Consider the following 15,968-nt stretch of genomic DNA (forward strand, 5'->3'; position numbering starts at 1 on the left):
CAACTACTCACCGAAGAACTCAACAACACCCCCACACGGCTCCCCGGCGACCGACGCCCCCTGAACTACCAAATAGCCCAGGCCCCAATCTCAACAATGAGCAAACACGTACTTCAGGAGGTCTGAGACTGTGTCGCTGTGAAAGGGGATGGCAACGGCCGAAAGGAAGGTATTGTCATCGGCCCCGAGCGGTGTTTGACTGAGGTGACAAGCCACAAACGAACAACGGAAGGCGTGAGATGAAGGCGCTGACTTGGCAAGGCAAGCGGACCATCGAATACTCCAAGGTCCCGGATCTGCAGATCCAGGAACCCACCGACATCATCAAGGTCACCTCGACGGCCAATTGCCGAACGCATTGTTGGGATCGTCGCAGATGCTAGTAGCGACCTGTCCCAAATCTCTGCCGCTCGCCAGGCCCTCAATGCCGTGGGAGTGGTACCGCTGGTTATTGCCCCTAACGGCGGCGTCCTTAGCGATGATGAAGGCCAGACGATTGCGGTGCAGCGAACCTATCTCACTGCTAGGTCTACGGAATTCGATGCTGTCATACCGACACACGGTGGAACGCCCGCAGTGGGTAATAAACTTTCAAGGGATGCGAAAGCCAACCCCGACGTCTCAGCCTTGGATCCGCGGATCACTCTTCTGTTGTCCGAAGCCTTCCGGCACACAAAAGCAATCGGTGCGTGGCGCCCTAGCGTATTAGCGCTCAAAACAGCAGGTATCTCTCAAAACTCCGCCGGAATCACTGTGTGAGACAACGCCTCAACAGTTATCGCCGCAGTCACCGGCATACTAACGACCCATAGAGCGTGGGAATGCTTCTCACCAATAGGGAAAAACAATGAATGGACCGTGTCGCTTCTGTTATTCAATAGCCAATCCGGTTGTCCCATCGTTACTCCAAAGTGTTGATCCGACACCTCGCTGGAGGGTGGTCATTGGGAAGATAGATCGTTGCGGATCAAATACTTTGGGCGTTCAAAGTCTTGGGATCACTCATTCTATTGTTGGTGCTGGATAGGTGTCATCATTATGTCCGCAACGGTATGACAGTGGTTGCTACCGATGCGACATCTATCAAGGAAGGTTCATTTGTGTCGACCGAGAAGACAGTAGAACCTACTGCAGACGGACACTACCTCGTCATAGATGGAAGGAAGTGGAGAGCGAGTGATCCTTCGATTCCTGACACGCTTCGTCAGGAACTCGTTGATGAACTAATGTCCGCTCGACGAGCTGTCAAAAACCGGGAAAATGATGCTCGAATACGAGTGAACGATGCAAAGGTTGCGCTGGGAGAACGTGGCCAACCATGGTGGGAAAAGCATGAGCCACAAGCGTTCAATGAGAGAATCATGGCGACTATTGGAGCGCTTTTGCGGAAACGTGCCGGATCCTCTATCTGTCCGAGCGAGGTCGCCCGGGTTGTCGGCGGCAAAGGGGAATCATGGCGGCAGTACATGGATGATATCCGCCAGGTTGCGGCAGAAATGGCCTCTCAAGGTGAACTTATTGCTACCCAGAAAGGTGTAGCCGTCGAACCCAATAACGCGCGAGGACCCATTCGGCTCCTATTGCCACCCAGACCTGCCCAGTGACCTCCGATCCAAAAACTGGACAACATTGAAGAACACCACCAAATGACAAACCGCCATAACATTCCCTAAAGCGTCAAAGCACCTAGCACTGGGTACATGTTCCTCCTCGCTTCTACCTCGCAGAAAAAACAGTGACATTGCTGGAAGTAGATACGGTGCCATGAGAGACTATATTTCGTTAGCTAGTTCCCATATTTGGAGGTTGTTTAGCATGGTCGAGAAGCTGCACGAAGCAGGTATCAAAAGTGAATACGCTTACGCTGGAGGCTTTGCATCCATCGTCGTCTCCCTCATCTCTTGGCTCGTTAGCCGTGGTAAAAAAGGGGACTCCAAAGCTCAATCGGATCGCTGGGGAATTTTCATCGGTCACTGGGCGCCGACGTTTTTCGCTCTAGGTATTGCCTTGCGGTTGGAAGAGAAGAAGTAGTCCTCTCCCCGCACTGAGGAGTTTGTAAACGGGCTGCGGCAGTTAGTTAGCAGCCCGTTTGCAAGCGTCAACTTATCGACATACATGGGATCTGAGACGGGCGACCAACCGGCGGGCATTCTCTTCTGCGCTTGCTGATTCAGGCGCGGCCTTTGAGGATTAGGTGCCAGTAAACCCACGGGAGAATATGGCGCTCTAGGATCCACGTTGCCCGATGTTCTTTCATGCTTCCGCGCCACGGCAGGGTTGGTTGAGGGGCATGCTTGTCATCGAATTCAGCGAAAACCACTGTAGACCGGGAAACAGTGAAGGGTGTGGCGGAGTAGTGGTCGTATTTTTGTTCTGGTTCTTTGCCTTCCTTGACCGATTTGAGGTTCTTGGCGAGCACCAAACATTGCTTTCGCAGTGATGCCCCTGATTTGTAGTTTTTCGTACCGGCAACATCCCCGAGTGACCAAATGTTGGTGTAGCGGGAGTGCTGGAGGGTTTCAGGATTCACATCGATGAAGCCTCCCGGGTCGCCAAGACGTGTTAGTCCACTGGAGAGCAACCAGTCCGGAGCGACTTGTGGCGGTACCGCGTGCAGCAGATCGTAATGAAGTACTTGGTCCTGAGTGGTCCCGGCCTTAATCGGATCGGATGGGTTTTTTACCGTGGAGATGGTTACCGTTTGAGCGTCACCGTCTACGGCGGTAACTTCGCTGCTGCAATAAAGCTCTACCCCGTATTCGTCGATTTTACGGTTCAGCTCTTGATCCACGACATCTACTCCGTAGATAGTAGGTGAGTGAACCACCATGAGGACTTTAATATCATCGAGAACTCCTTGTTCTCGCCAGTAGTCACAAGCGAGATACATGATTTTCTGGCTGGCACCATCACATTTCACCTCCCCAGAAGGCATGGTGAACACTGCAGTTCCACTCCGTAGCTCGCGGATAAGTTCCCACGTTTTCGGGGCCAGTTTATACACGTAATTACTGGATACGGACGGTGTTTTCATCGCATCTTCAAGTCCTAGTACAGCAACCCAGTCCAACCGCATACCGGGGCAGATGACTAGGTGACGGTAGGTAACCACCGTGCCTGTTACGAGTTGGACTGTTTGGTGATCCGGGTCGATGATGACTGCTGCGTCGTGAATCCACCGGACTCCGGTAGGCATCACATCAGCTTGTGGTTTCATGGCTTCCGTAGCTTGTGCTGTGCCCCCTCCGATGTGCGAGAACAACGGCTGGTATAGGTGTTTATCGTTGGGTTCCACGATCGCGAGGCTACGAAAGCCATAACGCTTCAGACGCGATGCTAGTGAGATGCCCGCATTTCCCCCTCCGATGATGAGAACATCAAAGTGGTCTCTTGAGGCATCACTTCGGACACCTATGGGAGCCGTCGTGGGATCTACGTCGAGTGTGCTCGACCAAAGACTCGGAACCATTCGTATTTCCTTTTGCAGCTAGATACTCAATTTATGTAGAGCCTACGCGAGCATCCACGGGAGCAAAAGCATGGCTAGGCCAGAGTTTAGGTGACAGGCGACAGGTGTCGAGGGGTTGTCTAGGTCCTTATTTCTTGTCATTGACGGTGTCAGCACTTAATCGGTTCATGGTTGGATCTAGTGATGTATGGCGGGTGGACGCGGAGAATTGTTCTTTCCGATGAGGTTATTTCGCCCGTTTCAAGTCGCACTTGTCTGCGATCTTCTTCTTTGATGGCTTTATGTATGACTGCGCCAGTCGGGAATGGCTGCATCTAGGGTGTTGAGCGTTGATGCTCCGAGTGTGTTCTCAGTCCGTTTTTGGTGTTGGATGTGGAGCCAGACATCCAGAGTGTGCTCTTCTTCTGTTGCGTAGGCCCTGTATCTGGGAAGCTGCCCGGTAGCAGTGATGTAGTCCCTGAGCTGGATAAACCGGGATTGCCAATGCTGATCGAGTTCAAGCTGGCGAGTAGGAACGTCCCACCCGGTCAGCAGCGCGAACACCTCATGGCAGGGTTGTCAGTGATCGAGATCTGGGGAGTTGCCACCCGGCTCACTAAGCGCCTGAACGCTCTGCGTATCTGGTCAATCCTGGATTTGAGAAACGCGAATCCAGTGATGATCCGTGATCGTTTCTCCATCGTGATGATGCGCACCGTCCTAGAGTTACAAGGCACCCCCCCTGCATCCCTATGGAAGAAGAACGCATGGGTCGTGACCAACTCATCTTCTCTCGATCCTTTTCGACCCGGATCACCACCCAAGCCGATATGCGTCAAGTCCTGAGTCTGTACGCCCAACAGTCCAGCGCTTGGCTAGCCAAACACAACCTCCAGACCAAGATCATGACAGCATTCGCGGCGACGTCCTATTACAACCCGGGGGATACCTCCTACCCTTCGGTGTGTTCCTTTGCTGATGCCGACCGCGGATCCAGTGCTGCTGGCACGGACCGCTTTCGCATTGGTGCCCAGAATTGTGGAAGGGGTTAAATACGTGCACGCTGGGATCCTCGTTACTGACCTTCGCCCTATTGGGGACCAGCCGCCGTTGGAGCTTTTTGAGAACCCGCACGAGGAATACCACATCGGACAACTCCTGGAAGACGTCACCAAAAAGTACGGACGCGGCAGTATCGGCCTCGGTGCCGGAGGCGTTAAAGGTGGCCCGGACTGGTCCATGAAACGCGAGATGCTTTCCCCCGATACACCACGCACTGGGACGAGCTACCTATTGCCAAGGCTTCATGAGCTGATGGGTTTTAGCAGTTCCGGTCCGTCCCCTTTGAGTGGGGCAACCTGGTGAAACTCTAAGGCCTCGGCCACTGGCGTGGCAGCTGCTACAGCAGAATCAACCAATGTTTGATCCCCCTCCTGGCCGGCGTCCAACCACTCATCCCAAAAACTCGGTGGCAACGTCACCGGCGTGCGATCGTGGAGCTGGCTCACTTCTCCGACAGCTGTCCGGGTCAAGATCGTTGCCGTCAACGTCCAATAGTTCCAGTCATCCTCGGGAAGTGATTTGTCTGGCCACCACGTGTACAAACCAGCAAACGCCAACAACTCATCGTTGGGGCTGTGGATCGCGTAGGGGGTCTTGGTCTTCCCCTCGGTGTGCCACTCATAGTAGAAGTCGGCCGGAAGAATCGCTCTCTTGCTCTTGACCGAACCTCGGAAGGTGGCTTTCTCAGCTGCCGTTTCCGAGCGGGCGTTGAAGGTAGCGAATTTCGTTTTCAACTCCTTGGAGTAGGACGGCGTCAGCGACCATCGGCCCGCCTCGAGGCGACGAATGACCTCATCCTCGCCTTTGGCCGATTCAAGAATCACCGGCACGCGGTTTGTCGGCTTGATATTCCATGCCGGATCCGGCAATCCATCACCGACGTCCTGAACATCAAAGATACTCACCAAATCAGCCGTGGCCCTTGCAACTACGTAGCGTCCGCACATGAGCCCATTCTGCACCGCCAGAGCGGTCGTTAGGAAGAACTCGCCTACGACTTACCTCACCATCTCCAACCAAGCTCCTGCCTTGACATGCTGTGGTTCCCCCGGGATGGTTCGCCCCAAAAAGGTTTGGTACCCGCAGACTCACACCAGGCCATGGACCCTGCATCCACTACCCGGACCAGACGGTAAAACCACTCTGGCGGGGAGGGGCTGAAATGGCGTAGCGCCACCGGCCAGTCAAAAGCAACGCCCGGTCTCTGGGCACGCCCTATCAGCCAGACTCGTTAGAGACCGTTTCTTGAATGAGAATAGAGGCTGAAGGCAGGAGGGAAAGCTTCACAATGACTACATCCACATCAGCAGGAACCGGACAGCCCGGACCGGAGGAATCAACCAGCCAGGACCAGGTCTCAGCGGAGCCTGGGCCGCGTTCCAACCGGTCTGCCCGCAGGACTTTCACGGCCGAGTTCAAGCGCGCCATCGTCGAGGAATACGACGGGGCACCAAACGGGTCCAAGGGTGCGGTGCTACGCCGCGAACGGCTTTACGATTCCCATATTCAGGAATGGCGGTCCGCGTTCGAAGCGGGCGCGCTGGAGAAGCCGGTGGCACGCCGGGGCCGGCCGAAGAACACGGCCGAGCAGACTCAGATCGTCGCGCTGACCAAGGAGCTGGCCGCCGAGCGGGCTTCGCACGAGCGGACCCGTGACAAGTTGGCTTCCTCGGATGCGGCCTTGGATACCCTGGGAAAAGGAGTCGCGTTCTTGGAAGCTCTCTCGTCGAAGAACGCGTCATCGCCGGAACTGGGTACCAGTCGTGGCAAGCAGAGACCGTAGCGGAACTCAGTCCGCTGATCGGGGTGGTGAGTGCCTGTGCGCTGGTGGGCCGTTCCCGGGCCACCCATCACCGTCAGGCCAGCCCCAAGCCGCGGATGCACGGTCCGTGGCCCAAGGCCCAGCACCCGGCGGAACTCTCGACGGCCGAACGTGCCCAGGTCTTGGAGGTGCTCAACCGGGGGGATTACGCGAACCTCTCACCGACGCAGGTCTATGTCCGTGAGCTGGACGAGGGCCGGTATTGGTGCTCTCAGCGCACCATGTATCGGGTCCTGGCGGACGCAAAGATGGGCGGGGAACGCCGGCGCCAGGCCACCCATCCGCCCCGGAAGATTCCCGAGTTGATGGCCACAAAACCATGCGAGGTATGGTCGTGTTATGCCGAGGTCTTGGTTATGCCGACACCTCCGTCAGCGGCCCGGGTTCCTATGGTCGCCGAGGCCAAACTATCGGCATAATCAGAGTGCCTCGAGAAATGTGATGACTGCGTCCGTTGGCTGATAACGACCCTGGGCGGAGACCTCGGACGGGGCGACCTTCGCGATTGCTTCTTCTTTGAGGGTCATATCGGCATGGATGTAAATATTAGTTGTGGAAATCTGCTCGTGACCTAGCCAGAGCGCGATTACGGTGGTGTCGACCCCTGCTTGGAGCAGTCTCATCGCGGCGGTGTGGCGCTTATGTGGAATTCCACATAATGGGCATTACGTGGCCGGGCGAGTTATGTGGCCGGTTGGGGTGTTTGCGCAGGCGGGCGCACTTTTACCGTCATTTCCGGCCACATAATCCCTGATATCCGGCATTCTCTGGCTGGTGCACACCGATGGCTAGGCCCGGTTCTTTGCCTCTGTCCGGCATGCTTCGGCGCCCATTTTCCCGTTCGGAACCCGTCAAAATTCCATACCCGTGGCGAAGACTTGCCTTATCTGTTCACCACTATCAGAGGGGCTGGTTCTTATGGAAGCATCAAACATCAAAGAAGCGTCGGGGCGGGTGATCGTCGCGTTGAAGGCCGCGGATAGGTCACGCGCAACCATCAATCGCCATGAGGCGGTCTTCAACGCGTTTGCCAGATTCCTCGAGGCCCATGGCCGAGGACTTCCTACCGAGTCTGACTGCCTTGAATTCATTACCGAGCGGACCGGTACCGTGCTTACGGGTTTGCGAGAGCTGACCAGTTCCAGGCCTGCTCAACTTGCCCGACGGCCCCTGATACTGCTGATGGATACCCTTGATGCCGGCCTGCCCCGGGTGGGCCAGGTTACATCGCCGCGGTTCGAGCGGTGCCCTGCACGATTCCTGGGCATCAGGGATGAATACCTTCAGGTGTGCCATCGGCGCAGAAATGCCGAGGCCAGCATTGAATCGAAGCAACGTGCCGCGGATCAGTTCCTTGCCTACCTCGAGGGGATCGGGAGGGAATCCATCGACGAGGTTCAGGGCCAAGACTTGGTCGGGTTTTGGGTTCAGCGCCAGCACGGGCACTACGCCCCGAAGACCATTGGTTCGCTGCGTTCGGTATTGGCTGACTTCCTGCGCTACTTGCACCAGACTGGGCAGATCCGGGAGGATCTGGCCGAGCGGCTCCCACCCCAGCGCTATCCACGGCGCGGGGAGACGGCCCCGTACTCGTGGACCGCTGAGGAGGTCCGCCTGGTCTTGGATCAGATCGATCGGCAAGCGGCGATCGGGAAACGTGATTACGCGATGGTCCTGCTGACCGCCAGGCTCGGTTTGAGGGTCGGAGATCTGCGTCGTCTGGAACTTGGATGGTTCGACTGGCGGGCCAAGACCCTGGCGTTGACGCAGCACAAGACCGGCCTGCCATTGACGCTGCCGCTGCCCGGTGATGTCGGATGGGCTGTGATCGATTACATCCGTCACGGTCGGCCTGAAACGGACTGTCGGCAGGTGTTCGTGAAACATCGTTACCCGTTCACGGCTTTCGGTTCCTCGAGCTCGGCGGGCAGCCGGCTGGGCTATTACGCGAGGCGTACCGGGATAGTGTTCCCGGCCGGGCAGGCGCACGGCCTTCACTCGCTACGCGGCGCCTTGGCGGTGGCGATGCTCCAAACCGACACGCCCCCGCCAGTCGTCACGGCGGTTCTGGGCCACGCCTCTGCCACTACGACCGCCGCGCACTACTTCCGGCTCGACACTGAACACCTGCGCCGCTGTGCCCTCGATGTTGAAGATGTCCTGAATGCCGAGGAAGGTGCATGACTGTGAATACGATGACGTTGCCCGATCTGATCGATGTCCTGGTCGCGGCCCGCCGTGCCGGCGGCTTCCGCTATAACGGCCAAGAACGGGTGTTGGCCCAGTTCGCAGAACACTCCCGCCAAGAAGGATACGCGCATGGCTCGATTATCCAAGAAGCTGTTCAGGGATTCCTCTACGACCGCCACCTCAAATCCTCCACCATCCGCAAAGAGGAGATCGTCTTGCGTGAATTGGCCGAACACGCCCGCCAGTTCGGCTGGCAAGCGTGGGCGCCGCTGACCCTGACACATGTAAAGACCCTCCACCGGCCACCGCCCTACGTGTTCAGCGACGAGGAGATCCGTCGCCTCTTCCACGCCATCGATGCCCAGAAGCTGTCCGAGATTTCGAACAGGGCCCTGGTCGACCCGGTGTTGTTCCGAGTGTTCTATGGCACCGGGATGCGCCTGTCAGAAGCGCTCAATCTGGAACTGCGCGACTTCGACCGGGCCCGCGCCACCCTTGCGGTGCGTGACGGGAAAAACCACGAAAACCGCCTCGTGCCTCTCACCTCGCGCCTCACATCCACTCTGGAAAGTTACGTCGCGACTGCACACCCCGATCCCGACCCTGGCCACAAGCTTTTCTACACCGGCAACCGGGCCAAATCGGCTGACAAGTCCACGATCTACAATAGGTTCCGCCGCTACCTCGCCGACGCCGACATTCCCCACTTTCCGGGCGGCCCGCACATCCATTCGCTGCGTCACGGCTTTGCCGTGGCAAATCTGCGTCGCTGGGCTGCCGGCGGTGGGGACTTGATGGTGATGCTGCCCTATCTCTCCGCCTACATGGGCCACGCCGACATGCGCGGCACCCAGTACTACCTCCAGCTGACTGCGGACGCCTACCCCGAGGTCGCCGCGATGGCCCAAGCCAGGTTCGGCTACGTCATCCCGGACGTGGACATAGTGGAAGGCAGCAAGCGATGAGCGGCGAGGACCTGGCTGGCAAGTGGCTTGCGAAGTTCCTCACCGGCCATCTGGCCGGGGAGCGAGACCTCTCGACCCAGACCATCGCATCCTACCGAGACGCGATAAAGATACTGCTCACTTGGTACCGCGATGTGCAGGGAACCCGGCCCGAAAAACTCCGCCTGACGGACCTTGACCGGGACCGGGTGCTCTCCTTCCTGGACTGGCTCGAAGCCGAGCGTGGCAACTCGGCGGCAACCCGCAACCAACGCCTTGCCGTCATTAAATCCTTCGCCCGATACACCGCGGTCGCCCGGCCGGATTTCCTTGACCAAGCCACCCAAATCCTTGCCATCAAGCAAAAGAGGACCTCTGCCACCAACATGGGCCACCTCACCGGCGACGAGATGAAAGCCCTCTTGAACGAGCCAGACCCGGCCACCTCGCGCGGGCTGCGTGACACAGTCCTGCTCTCCACTCTCTACGACACGGCCGCCCGCGTTCAAGAGATCTGTGATCTGAACACCGCCGACATCCGCACGGCCCGACCCATGGTGGTGACGCTACGCGGCAAGGGCTCGAAAACCCGGTGCGTCCCGCTGATGGAACCCACCGCTCGGCTCGTGACGGACTACCTCAACCGTCGCATACCCCACCCCGGAGTCGGCGCGGACGCAGACCCGCTGTTCAGCGGGCCGAACCACACCCGGCTGACCCGGTGGGGTATCACCAAAGTCCTTGCCAGACACGTCCGATCCCTGCGGGGCCGTGATCCCGGATTCGCGCCGGGTCTCAAAGTCACCCCGCATGTGATCAGAAGGAGCAGGGCGATGCACCTGCTCCAGGCAGGGGTCAACCTGATCTACATCCGCGACCTGCTCGGCCACGCCGACGTCTCCACCACGGAAATCTACGCCCGCGCCGACACGGAGGCCAAACGCATCGCCATTGAAAGTGCCTACCAGTCGCTAACTCCCGAGCCCCTGCCCGACTGGACAGCAGACCAGGACCTCCTCGACTGGCTCGATCACGCCGACAACTAGAACCCAGCGTTATGTGGCCGGAAATGACGGTAAAAGTGCGCCCACCTGCGCAAACACCCCAACCGGCCACATAACTCGGCCGTCCACGTAATGTCGCATAGTGTGGGCGGTAATCCGTTGGCCGTTCAAGGAGGGGCATGAGGGCGCAGCGGTAGCTACCGCGACGCGGATTCGCTGTTCGATTGCGTCTCGGCTGAGTCTGCGTCCGGTCGTAGTCGTGAATAGAGGGGCATCGATGCAGCCTCCGTTCTCGTCGATCCAGTTGCCCATGATTGCCAACACGGCAGGTAGCAAGGGGGTCCGGCGTTCCTTGCGGCCTTTGCCCAGGCAATGGACGTGCGGGCCGGTTCCGGTGTGGATGTCCACGATGTTCAGGCCAATCAGCTCACTGACGCGTAGTCCCGTCTGAATCGCCAAGCTGAATAGTGCATGATCACGCCGGCCGGTTCTGGTGCCCTGGTTGCAGGCAGCCAGCAATGCATCAGCCTCGCCTTGGTCGAGCCAAGAGACGATGTTGCGTTGAATTCTCGCGGTCGGAATCGCCAAGACCCGCTGGATGACGGCGGCATGTTCGGGATGACGCAGTGCGGCGTAGGTGAACAGCGAATGGATCGCAGCCAGACGGGCGTTGCGGGTGCGGACGCTATTTCCCCGGACCGTTTCCAGATAGGTCAGGAACCCGGTCACGGTGCCGGAGTCAAGGTCGCTGATCTCCAACTTCGAGGGGGCTTTGCCTGTCTGGTCCTGCACATGTGCAAGCAGCAGCTTGAAGGTATCCCTGTAGGAGGCGATGGTGTTCGGGCTGGCTTGACGCTGGGTCATCAGCCGATCGGTGAAGAAGGCCTGCAACAGCGGGGCAAGAGAAGTCATGGCCCCACCTGCCCATGAGTGTCTGCATTGGCGAGCCGGGCCGAGGCATGGGCCAGCAATTCTGGGACGGCACTGAGGTACCAATAGGTGTTGGCCGGGTCGCTGTGCCCCAAATACGTTGATAACGCGGGCATCATGGCTGCGACATCGGCTCCATCGCGATACCAGCCCAGCAGGGTGTTCACGGCGAACGCATGTCTGAGATCATGCATTCTGGGATGCAGCCGGTGGGTCTGTATCCTGGCAGCGCTGGCTGCCTGGCGGAACGCCTTAAGGACGTTATCGTAGGGAAGCTGGTCACCTTCACGATTGATGAAAAACGGTGCACTGCCAGCGTGCGACTGTTGCTCATACCCATCGCGCCACGAAGCATAGCGCCCCAAGGCAGCGATGCTGCTCTCATGCAGTGGCACCAGCCGCTGCTGGCGGGATTTACCGCTGCTGACCACTAATATTCCGGTATCAAGATCAACATCATCACGGGCCAGGCCCAGCGCTTCACCGACCCTGAGCCCGGAGACGGCGAGCAGCCCAAACAACGTGGGGTAGGTGTGTGCCCGAATTCCGTGGCTGAGATGTCCTGCCGACTCAATCAGCGCGGATGTCTCGGCATTGGTATAGATATACGGTGCCGAACGGTGAACCGGGTGAGCGAAGACCCCTTGGGGTGGGATCTCATGGGCAGGGTCCACCGCGTGCATATAGGTGGCGAACCCCCGCACGGCCATAAGCCGCCTGGATGCACGGGCGATGCGATGACCCGTTCCGCTGAAAGAGGCTTCAGCCCAAGAGACGGCGTTGGCGGTTGTGATAGTCAGGCTGCCAGCAGAAGCCAGATGGGTCGTATATTGACCCAACAGATGCTCGTCCCAGGCAAGGAGGGCACCTAACTGGCGACGTAGCCGCAAGTAGTCGGCCACGTGCTCTTCCCACCCGTTCATGACAGGCTCCCATCGGCCGGCCACGGTTGGGCCAAGGTGCGCAGCCTGGTCACGTCGACGCGAGCATAATTTGCGGTGGTGACCGGGTCATCGTGACGCAATACCTGCCCGATCGCGGCCAATGACACCTCGGCACCAACCATGGCCTCACCGAGGGAATGGCGTAGTCGGTGCGCACCGAAAGGCTGCATACCAGCACGCTTGCAGCCGCGAACGACGATTGCCCATACTGCCGGTGAGCCGAGCCGGCGCCAGGGTGCCTTCACGGTGCTGAAAGCCTCTCGCAGTTCCGGTATTGCCGGACGGGCATGGAGTAGATAATCCACCACAGCCGCCCCGACTTCGTCCGGCAGGGGTAGCCGTTCGTCTTTGGATCCCTTGCCGCGGACAAGGAATTCACCGTGATGCCAGTCGATATCCTCCAGACGTAGCCCTGCGACTTCACCAGCGCGCAGTCCTAATCGTGCGAGCAGCATGATCACCGCATAATCACGTCTTCCTACCGCGGAATTTCGGTCACAGGCCTCCAACAGGGCATGAATCTGGCTCGGGCTCACACCAATGGGCAGCAGTGAGGGCTGGGGCAATCGCACCACTAGGGTCGCCCCGGCCAGGTCACGATCCAGCTCTCCGACCAGGAAGCAGAAACGCAAAAACGAACGCAACACGTAGCCGAACTTTTTTACGGAAACGGGTTTCCTGCTCTCTCCCTCATCCAGCAATGCCCGGATGACATCAGCTGCCTTCAGGTCGGAGATACCTCCCGGAGGGGTGTAGCCGTTGAGGAAACGGCGCGCCCGGGACACCTGCGCCTGAACGGAAATCTCCTTCAGTCGCCGTTCACTGCGAAGGTAATCCTCGAAACGGACCAGCACCAGAGGATCCGAGATCTGCCGAGGCAAAGCCACCTCCACGGCGATCACCGCCGATGTGACCAGCCAGCTCAGCAGCGGCTTCAGCGCACGGTAGCTGAAGTGTGAGGCATATTTTGTCTGCCGCTCAAGGAGGAAAAGCTCAATGAGTTCCACCGTAAGGTCTGCCACGACCAAGTCCTTAGCTTGGAGCCAGCTGCTCAAATGTGCCATAAGACGGAGCTGGGCTCCAGCCGAGATAGGAGTGAATCCCAGCCGGATCAGTTCGGCTTCGAATCCCTCGACGTACGATTCCAACGGGCCACCGACATGCACCCGACTCAACTTGCCAACAATCGCCATGACTTCGTTTCCTTTGTCTCCGCAAATAATGGGAAACAAGTCGAACATGCTTCGATGGTTATGCCGATAGTTTGGCCTCGGCGACCATAGGAACCCGGGCCGCTGACGGAGGTGTCGGCATAACCAAGACCTCGGCATAACACGACCTATGCCGATATCGGCATAGGTCGTGGGATATTACGAAGATGCGTGGTCCGGCCAAGGGTATCTGGTACCACGCCTACGTGGTGCTCGATATCTTCTCCCGCTACGTGGTCGGTTGGCGGGTTGAACTCATCGAGGACGGCCAGCTTGCCGCCGACCTCGTGCAGGACATCGTTGCGGACACCGGCGGCCACCCGCCCGGGTACCTGCACGCCGATGGCGGGGCCGCGATGACGTCCAAGGCGTTGGCGTCGATGCTGGTGGACATGGACATCACCCGATCCCATTCCAGACCCCACACAAGCAACGACAACCCCTTCAGCGAAGCCCAGTTCAAGACCATGAAATACACCTCTGACTACCCCGATCGCTTCGCTTCAGTGAATGAGGCCCGGACCTGGATGGAAGGATTCACCGCTTACTACAACCATGAGCACCGACACTCAGGAATCGGTTATCACACCCCGGCCAGCGTGCATTACGGCACCGCCGGCGCCGTGCGTGACCAACGCCAAGCCACCCTGAACCGGGCCTACGGCGCACATCCAGAACGATTTGCCCGCCGCCCTGCCGCACCCCCACTGCCGGCCAAGGCAGCAATCAACGACCCGGCGAAAAGAGCCAAGGCCCCGATTCATTAACGACCACAACTACGTCTCATTTGATTTGACAAATTCCGCCTTCCCCACCACCAACAAAATTCCGGTGAGTACTATGACCTCTGCTGACTTCTGTCCCATCAGTACCAGCCCTCACGGACCAGACCGCTCCACCCAACAAACAAGTGACGCACTGGAACAGATCTCCCCAGATAAGAGCATTTACTTTCCCCCTGCCGCCGCCGCATTTACACACTGGCCGTTTCGGTGGAACGGGCTTCACCGTCTCTTGCCGGCTTACCCCAACCAATATGCCTTCTATGCGGTTCGTGTCCCTCGGTGCAGGGATTTGCCTCCGGCTTCCTTCCCACCCCACCTCACGGTGACGCAGTTGCCATCAGCTAGAAGTTAAACCACCTTCTCCTCCAGAGGACTTTCACCTCCAAGCAAATGCCCATGCTGGGCGTACAAGAAAGAGACCTCGCCGCCCATGGGGCGGCGAGGTCTCTACTGAAGGAAATCAGTTCTTAGAAATTTCAGACACGCCGTGTAGCGCGAGGGATGTGGGTGTTGCCGTGGCGATCTTTGTTGGCTACTGAACGGGATCCGAGGAGACCTCCGGCTGCTGCTACGAGGCTGCCGAGCAGCAGAGCCCAGAAGCCGGTAGTGGCGCCCTTCTGGGCTGCATCGGCTGCGTCATCAGCGATTTGCTTGGCCTGGTCTTGGTACTGCTTGACTGTCTGACCCGCCTGATCAAGCTGTTCCTGGGTGGGGGTAGGAACTTTATCGCCGGGCTGGACCTGAACGGATTGACCCAAACCTTCGGTCACTGTGCCCAAGACACCGCCAACGGTGCCGACAGCACCAAGGGCAATCATGGTGATCAGCACAACGGCTGCCACGACGGACCCTGCCCATGTGAGGAAGCCGTGCAGGAAGCCTGCACGTACTGCCAACGCTCCAGCGATTGCGCCGCCAACGAAGAGACCGAGCGCCAAGCCGAGGATGGTCATGACCGTGGCCCCGGTAGAGGAACCATCAAGGCCGAAAGAAGCAGTAGCCAGAGCGAAAAGGAAGACAATGGCCAAGAAGGTCACGATTCCTGCGAAGATAGCTCCCCAAGAAACATTGCGTACATTCTCGGAACGGTCGTTACCGACGAAAGTCTCTTTCCACGACAGGTTATCGTCCTGAACTCCGGTGGTGTTGGTATCAGCAGCGGCATGGCTGACGTTAGTGCCTACCGGCGGCGTCGAGTGAGGTGTGCTGGACATAATGGGCTCCCAATTTTTGAGGTCGTGTCAGGCGATGCGTCCAGACACGCTGAGTCTTACCGTACCGGGGTCTTGGTAGTAATGGAACAGAATTACACGATAGGCCGCTCAATGGCCCGATGACTCTAGTGTTGTCGCGACGGGGGGGGGTCCGCCGTGGCGCTGATCCGCTCAGCGGCGGCGTAGACGCGCTTCTTCACTGGCTGTTCTGCCACAGCAACTCTCCTAAAGTAGTAATCGTAGTAATACTCCTACTATGATTACTGATTGCGTCACCCCGTCACTCGCGGCCTCGGATGCGCTGCGGCAGGCATGCGCCCCCGCCACCGTCCCGGCCATCGACATGACAGGCATCCACACCGCAGCTGGAAACCAGCCAACGCATGAATACAATCCACACAAATAGCGATCACT

At 58.4% G+C, this 15,968-nt stretch carries 18 protein-coding genes and 2 pseudogenes; 12 read left to right on the forward strand and 8 right to left on the reverse strand.

All coding sequences use genetic code 11. The annotated features are described in order from the left end of the window. Window positions 1–239 precede the first annotated feature (239 nt). The 4 genes from QMG25_RS18520 (at window position 240) to QMG25_RS18530 (ending at window position 2,031) form a co-directional block, all read left to right on the forward strand. On the forward strand, window positions 240–383 hold the full coding sequence (locus QMG25_RS18520) for a hypothetical protein (RefSeq protein WP_349307159.1): 144 nt from the start codon (window positions 240–242) through the stop codon (window positions 381–383). A 16-nt stretch (window positions 384–399) separates the two neighbouring features. Then, a complete protein-coding gene (locus QMG25_RS20655; RefSeq protein WP_502866450.1) occupies window positions 400–759 on the forward strand; it encodes a type 1 glutamine amidotransferase family protein in 360 nt (119 codons plus the stop codon). A gap of 299 nt (window positions 760–1,058) precedes the next feature. Then, window positions 1,059–1,604, forward strand: a complete 546-nt coding sequence (locus QMG25_RS18525; RefSeq protein WP_283462550.1) for a DUF3253 domain-containing protein — start codon at window positions 1,059–1,061, stop codon at window positions 1,602–1,604. 211 nt (window positions 1,605–1,815) lie between these two features. Further along, window positions 1,816–2,031: a hypothetical protein gene (locus QMG25_RS18530; RefSeq protein WP_283462551.1), complete on the forward strand. Its 216-nt coding sequence runs from the start codon at window positions 1,816–1,818 to the stop codon at window positions 2,029–2,031. Between the two features lie 139 nt (window positions 2,032–2,170). Here QMG25_RS18530 and QMG25_RS18535 read toward each other — a convergent pair whose 3' ends face one another. Further along, window positions 2,171–3,469 carry an NAD(P)/FAD-dependent oxidoreductase gene (locus tag QMG25_RS18535; protein ID WP_502866447.1) on the reverse strand — a complete coding sequence of 433 codons (1,299 nt, stop codon included), beginning with the start codon at window positions 3,467–3,469 and terminating at the stop codon, window positions 2,171–2,173. A 279-nt stretch (window positions 3,470–3,748) separates the two neighbouring features. After that, window positions 3,749–4,012: a Helicase associated domain protein gene (locus QMG25_RS20660; RefSeq protein ID WP_502866448.1), complete on the reverse strand. Its 264-nt coding sequence runs from the start codon at window positions 4,010–4,012 to the stop codon at window positions 3,749–3,751. Between QMG25_RS20660 and QMG25_RS18540 the strand changes: the two are divergent. Next, window positions 3,992–4,758 (forward strand): annotated as a pseudogene (locus tag QMG25_RS18540) (DUF4113 domain-containing protein); the annotation flags it as partial. The gene QMG25_RS20660 and the pseudogene QMG25_RS18540 sit on opposite strands and share 21 nt — an antisense overlap. Here the strand turns inward: QMG25_RS18540 and QMG25_RS18545 are convergent. Then, window positions 4,753–5,457, reverse strand: coding sequence for an SOS response-associated peptidase (locus QMG25_RS18545; protein WP_283462552.1), 705 nt, complete (start codon window positions 5,455–5,457; stop codon window positions 4,753–4,755). The pseudogene QMG25_RS18540 and the gene QMG25_RS18545 sit on opposite strands and share 6 nt — an antisense overlap. A 341-nt stretch (window positions 5,458–5,798) precedes the next feature. Here QMG25_RS18545 and QMG25_RS18550 point away from each other — a divergent pair, with 341 nt between their 5' ends. Together QMG25_RS18550 and QMG25_RS18555 are read left to right on the forward strand one after the other, a co-directional pair. Beyond that, entirely contained in the window at window positions 5,799–6,293 is a 495-nt protein-coding gene (locus QMG25_RS18550) for a transposase (protein WP_283462553.1), read from the forward strand. 26 nt (window positions 6,294–6,319) lie between these two features. Beyond that, complete coding sequence (locus QMG25_RS18555) at window positions 6,320–6,751, forward strand: hypothetical protein (RefSeq protein ID WP_283462554.1); 432 nt, start codon at window positions 6,320–6,322, stop codon at window positions 6,749–6,751. Here the strand turns inward: QMG25_RS18555 and QMG25_RS18560 are convergent, their stop codons facing one another. Next, the gene (locus QMG25_RS18560) at window positions 6,752–6,982 is read right to left on the reverse strand and encodes a tyrosine-type recombinase/integrase (RefSeq protein WP_283462593.1); all 231 of its coding nucleotides are present in this window, start codon (window positions 6,980–6,982) and stop codon (window positions 6,752–6,754) included. A 217-nt stretch (window positions 6,983–7,199) separates the two neighbouring features. Between QMG25_RS18560 and QMG25_RS18565 the strand changes: the two genes are divergently transcribed. From QMG25_RS18565 to QMG25_RS18575, 3 genes are read left to right on the forward strand one after another with little or no spacing between them, the layout of a single operon-like run. Then, complete coding sequence (locus QMG25_RS18565) at window positions 7,200–8,516, forward strand: tyrosine-type recombinase/integrase (protein ID WP_283462555.1); 1,317 nt, start codon at window positions 7,200–7,202, stop codon at window positions 8,514–8,516. Next, window positions 8,513–9,487: a tyrosine-type recombinase/integrase gene (locus QMG25_RS18570; protein ID WP_283462557.1), complete on the forward strand. Its 975-nt coding sequence runs from the start codon at window positions 8,513–8,515 to the stop codon at window positions 9,485–9,487. The genes QMG25_RS18565 and QMG25_RS18570 overlap by 4 nt, the downstream gene beginning before the upstream one ends. Beyond that, window positions 9,484–10,512, forward strand: a complete 1,029-nt coding sequence (locus tag QMG25_RS18575) for a tyrosine-type recombinase/integrase (protein ID WP_283462558.1) — start codon at window positions 9,484–9,486, stop codon at window positions 10,510–10,512. The genes QMG25_RS18570 and QMG25_RS18575 overlap by 4 nt, the downstream gene beginning before the upstream one ends. Window positions 10,513–10,521: 9 nt before the next feature. Here QMG25_RS18575 and QMG25_RS18580 read toward each other — a convergent pair whose 3' ends face one another. The 3 genes from QMG25_RS18580 to QMG25_RS18590 are packed head-to-tail and all read right to left on the reverse strand — an operon-like array spanning window position 10,522 to window position 13,585. Beyond that, window positions 10,522–11,382: a tyrosine-type recombinase/integrase gene (locus QMG25_RS18580; RefSeq protein ID WP_283462559.1), complete on the reverse strand. Its 861-nt coding sequence runs from the start codon at window positions 11,380–11,382 to the stop codon at window positions 10,522–10,524. Then, on the reverse strand, window positions 11,379–12,323 hold the full coding sequence (locus tag QMG25_RS18585; RefSeq protein WP_283462560.1) for a tyrosine-type recombinase/integrase: 945 nt from the start codon (window positions 12,321–12,323) through the stop codon (window positions 11,379–11,381). The genes QMG25_RS18580 and QMG25_RS18585 overlap by 4 nt, the downstream gene beginning before the upstream one ends. After that, window positions 12,320–13,585, reverse strand: coding sequence for a site-specific integrase (locus QMG25_RS18590; RefSeq protein ID WP_283462561.1), 1,266 nt, complete (start codon window positions 13,583–13,585; stop codon window positions 12,320–12,322). Before QMG25_RS18590 ends, QMG25_RS18585 begins: the two co-directional genes overlap by 4 nt. 122 nt (window positions 13,586–13,707) lie before the next feature. On the opposite strand from QMG25_RS18590, the pseudogene QMG25_RS18595 reads away from it, so the two are divergent. Continuing rightward, a pseudogene (locus QMG25_RS18595) lies at window positions 13,708–14,322 on the forward strand (transposase); the annotation flags it as partial. A 494-nt stretch (window positions 14,323–14,816) separates the two neighbouring features. Here the strand turns inward: QMG25_RS18595 and QMG25_RS18600 are convergent. After that, window positions 14,817–15,554, reverse strand: coding sequence for a TIGR04086 family membrane protein (locus QMG25_RS18600; RefSeq protein WP_283462562.1), 738 nt, complete (start codon window positions 15,552–15,554; stop codon window positions 14,817–14,819). A gap of 256 nt (window positions 15,555–15,810) precedes the next feature. On the opposite strand from QMG25_RS18600, the gene QMG25_RS18605 reads away from it, so the two are divergent. Continuing rightward, complete coding sequence (locus QMG25_RS18605) at window positions 15,811–15,960, forward strand: hypothetical protein (RefSeq protein WP_283462563.1); 150 nt, start codon at window positions 15,811–15,813, stop codon at window positions 15,958–15,960. Window positions 15,961–15,968: the final 8 nt, after the last annotated feature.

It is taken from the genome of Arthrobacter sp. H35-D1 (assembly GCF_030063185.1).
Classification (GTDB): domain Bacteria; phylum Actinomycetota; class Actinomycetes; order Actinomycetales; family Micrococcaceae; genus Specibacter.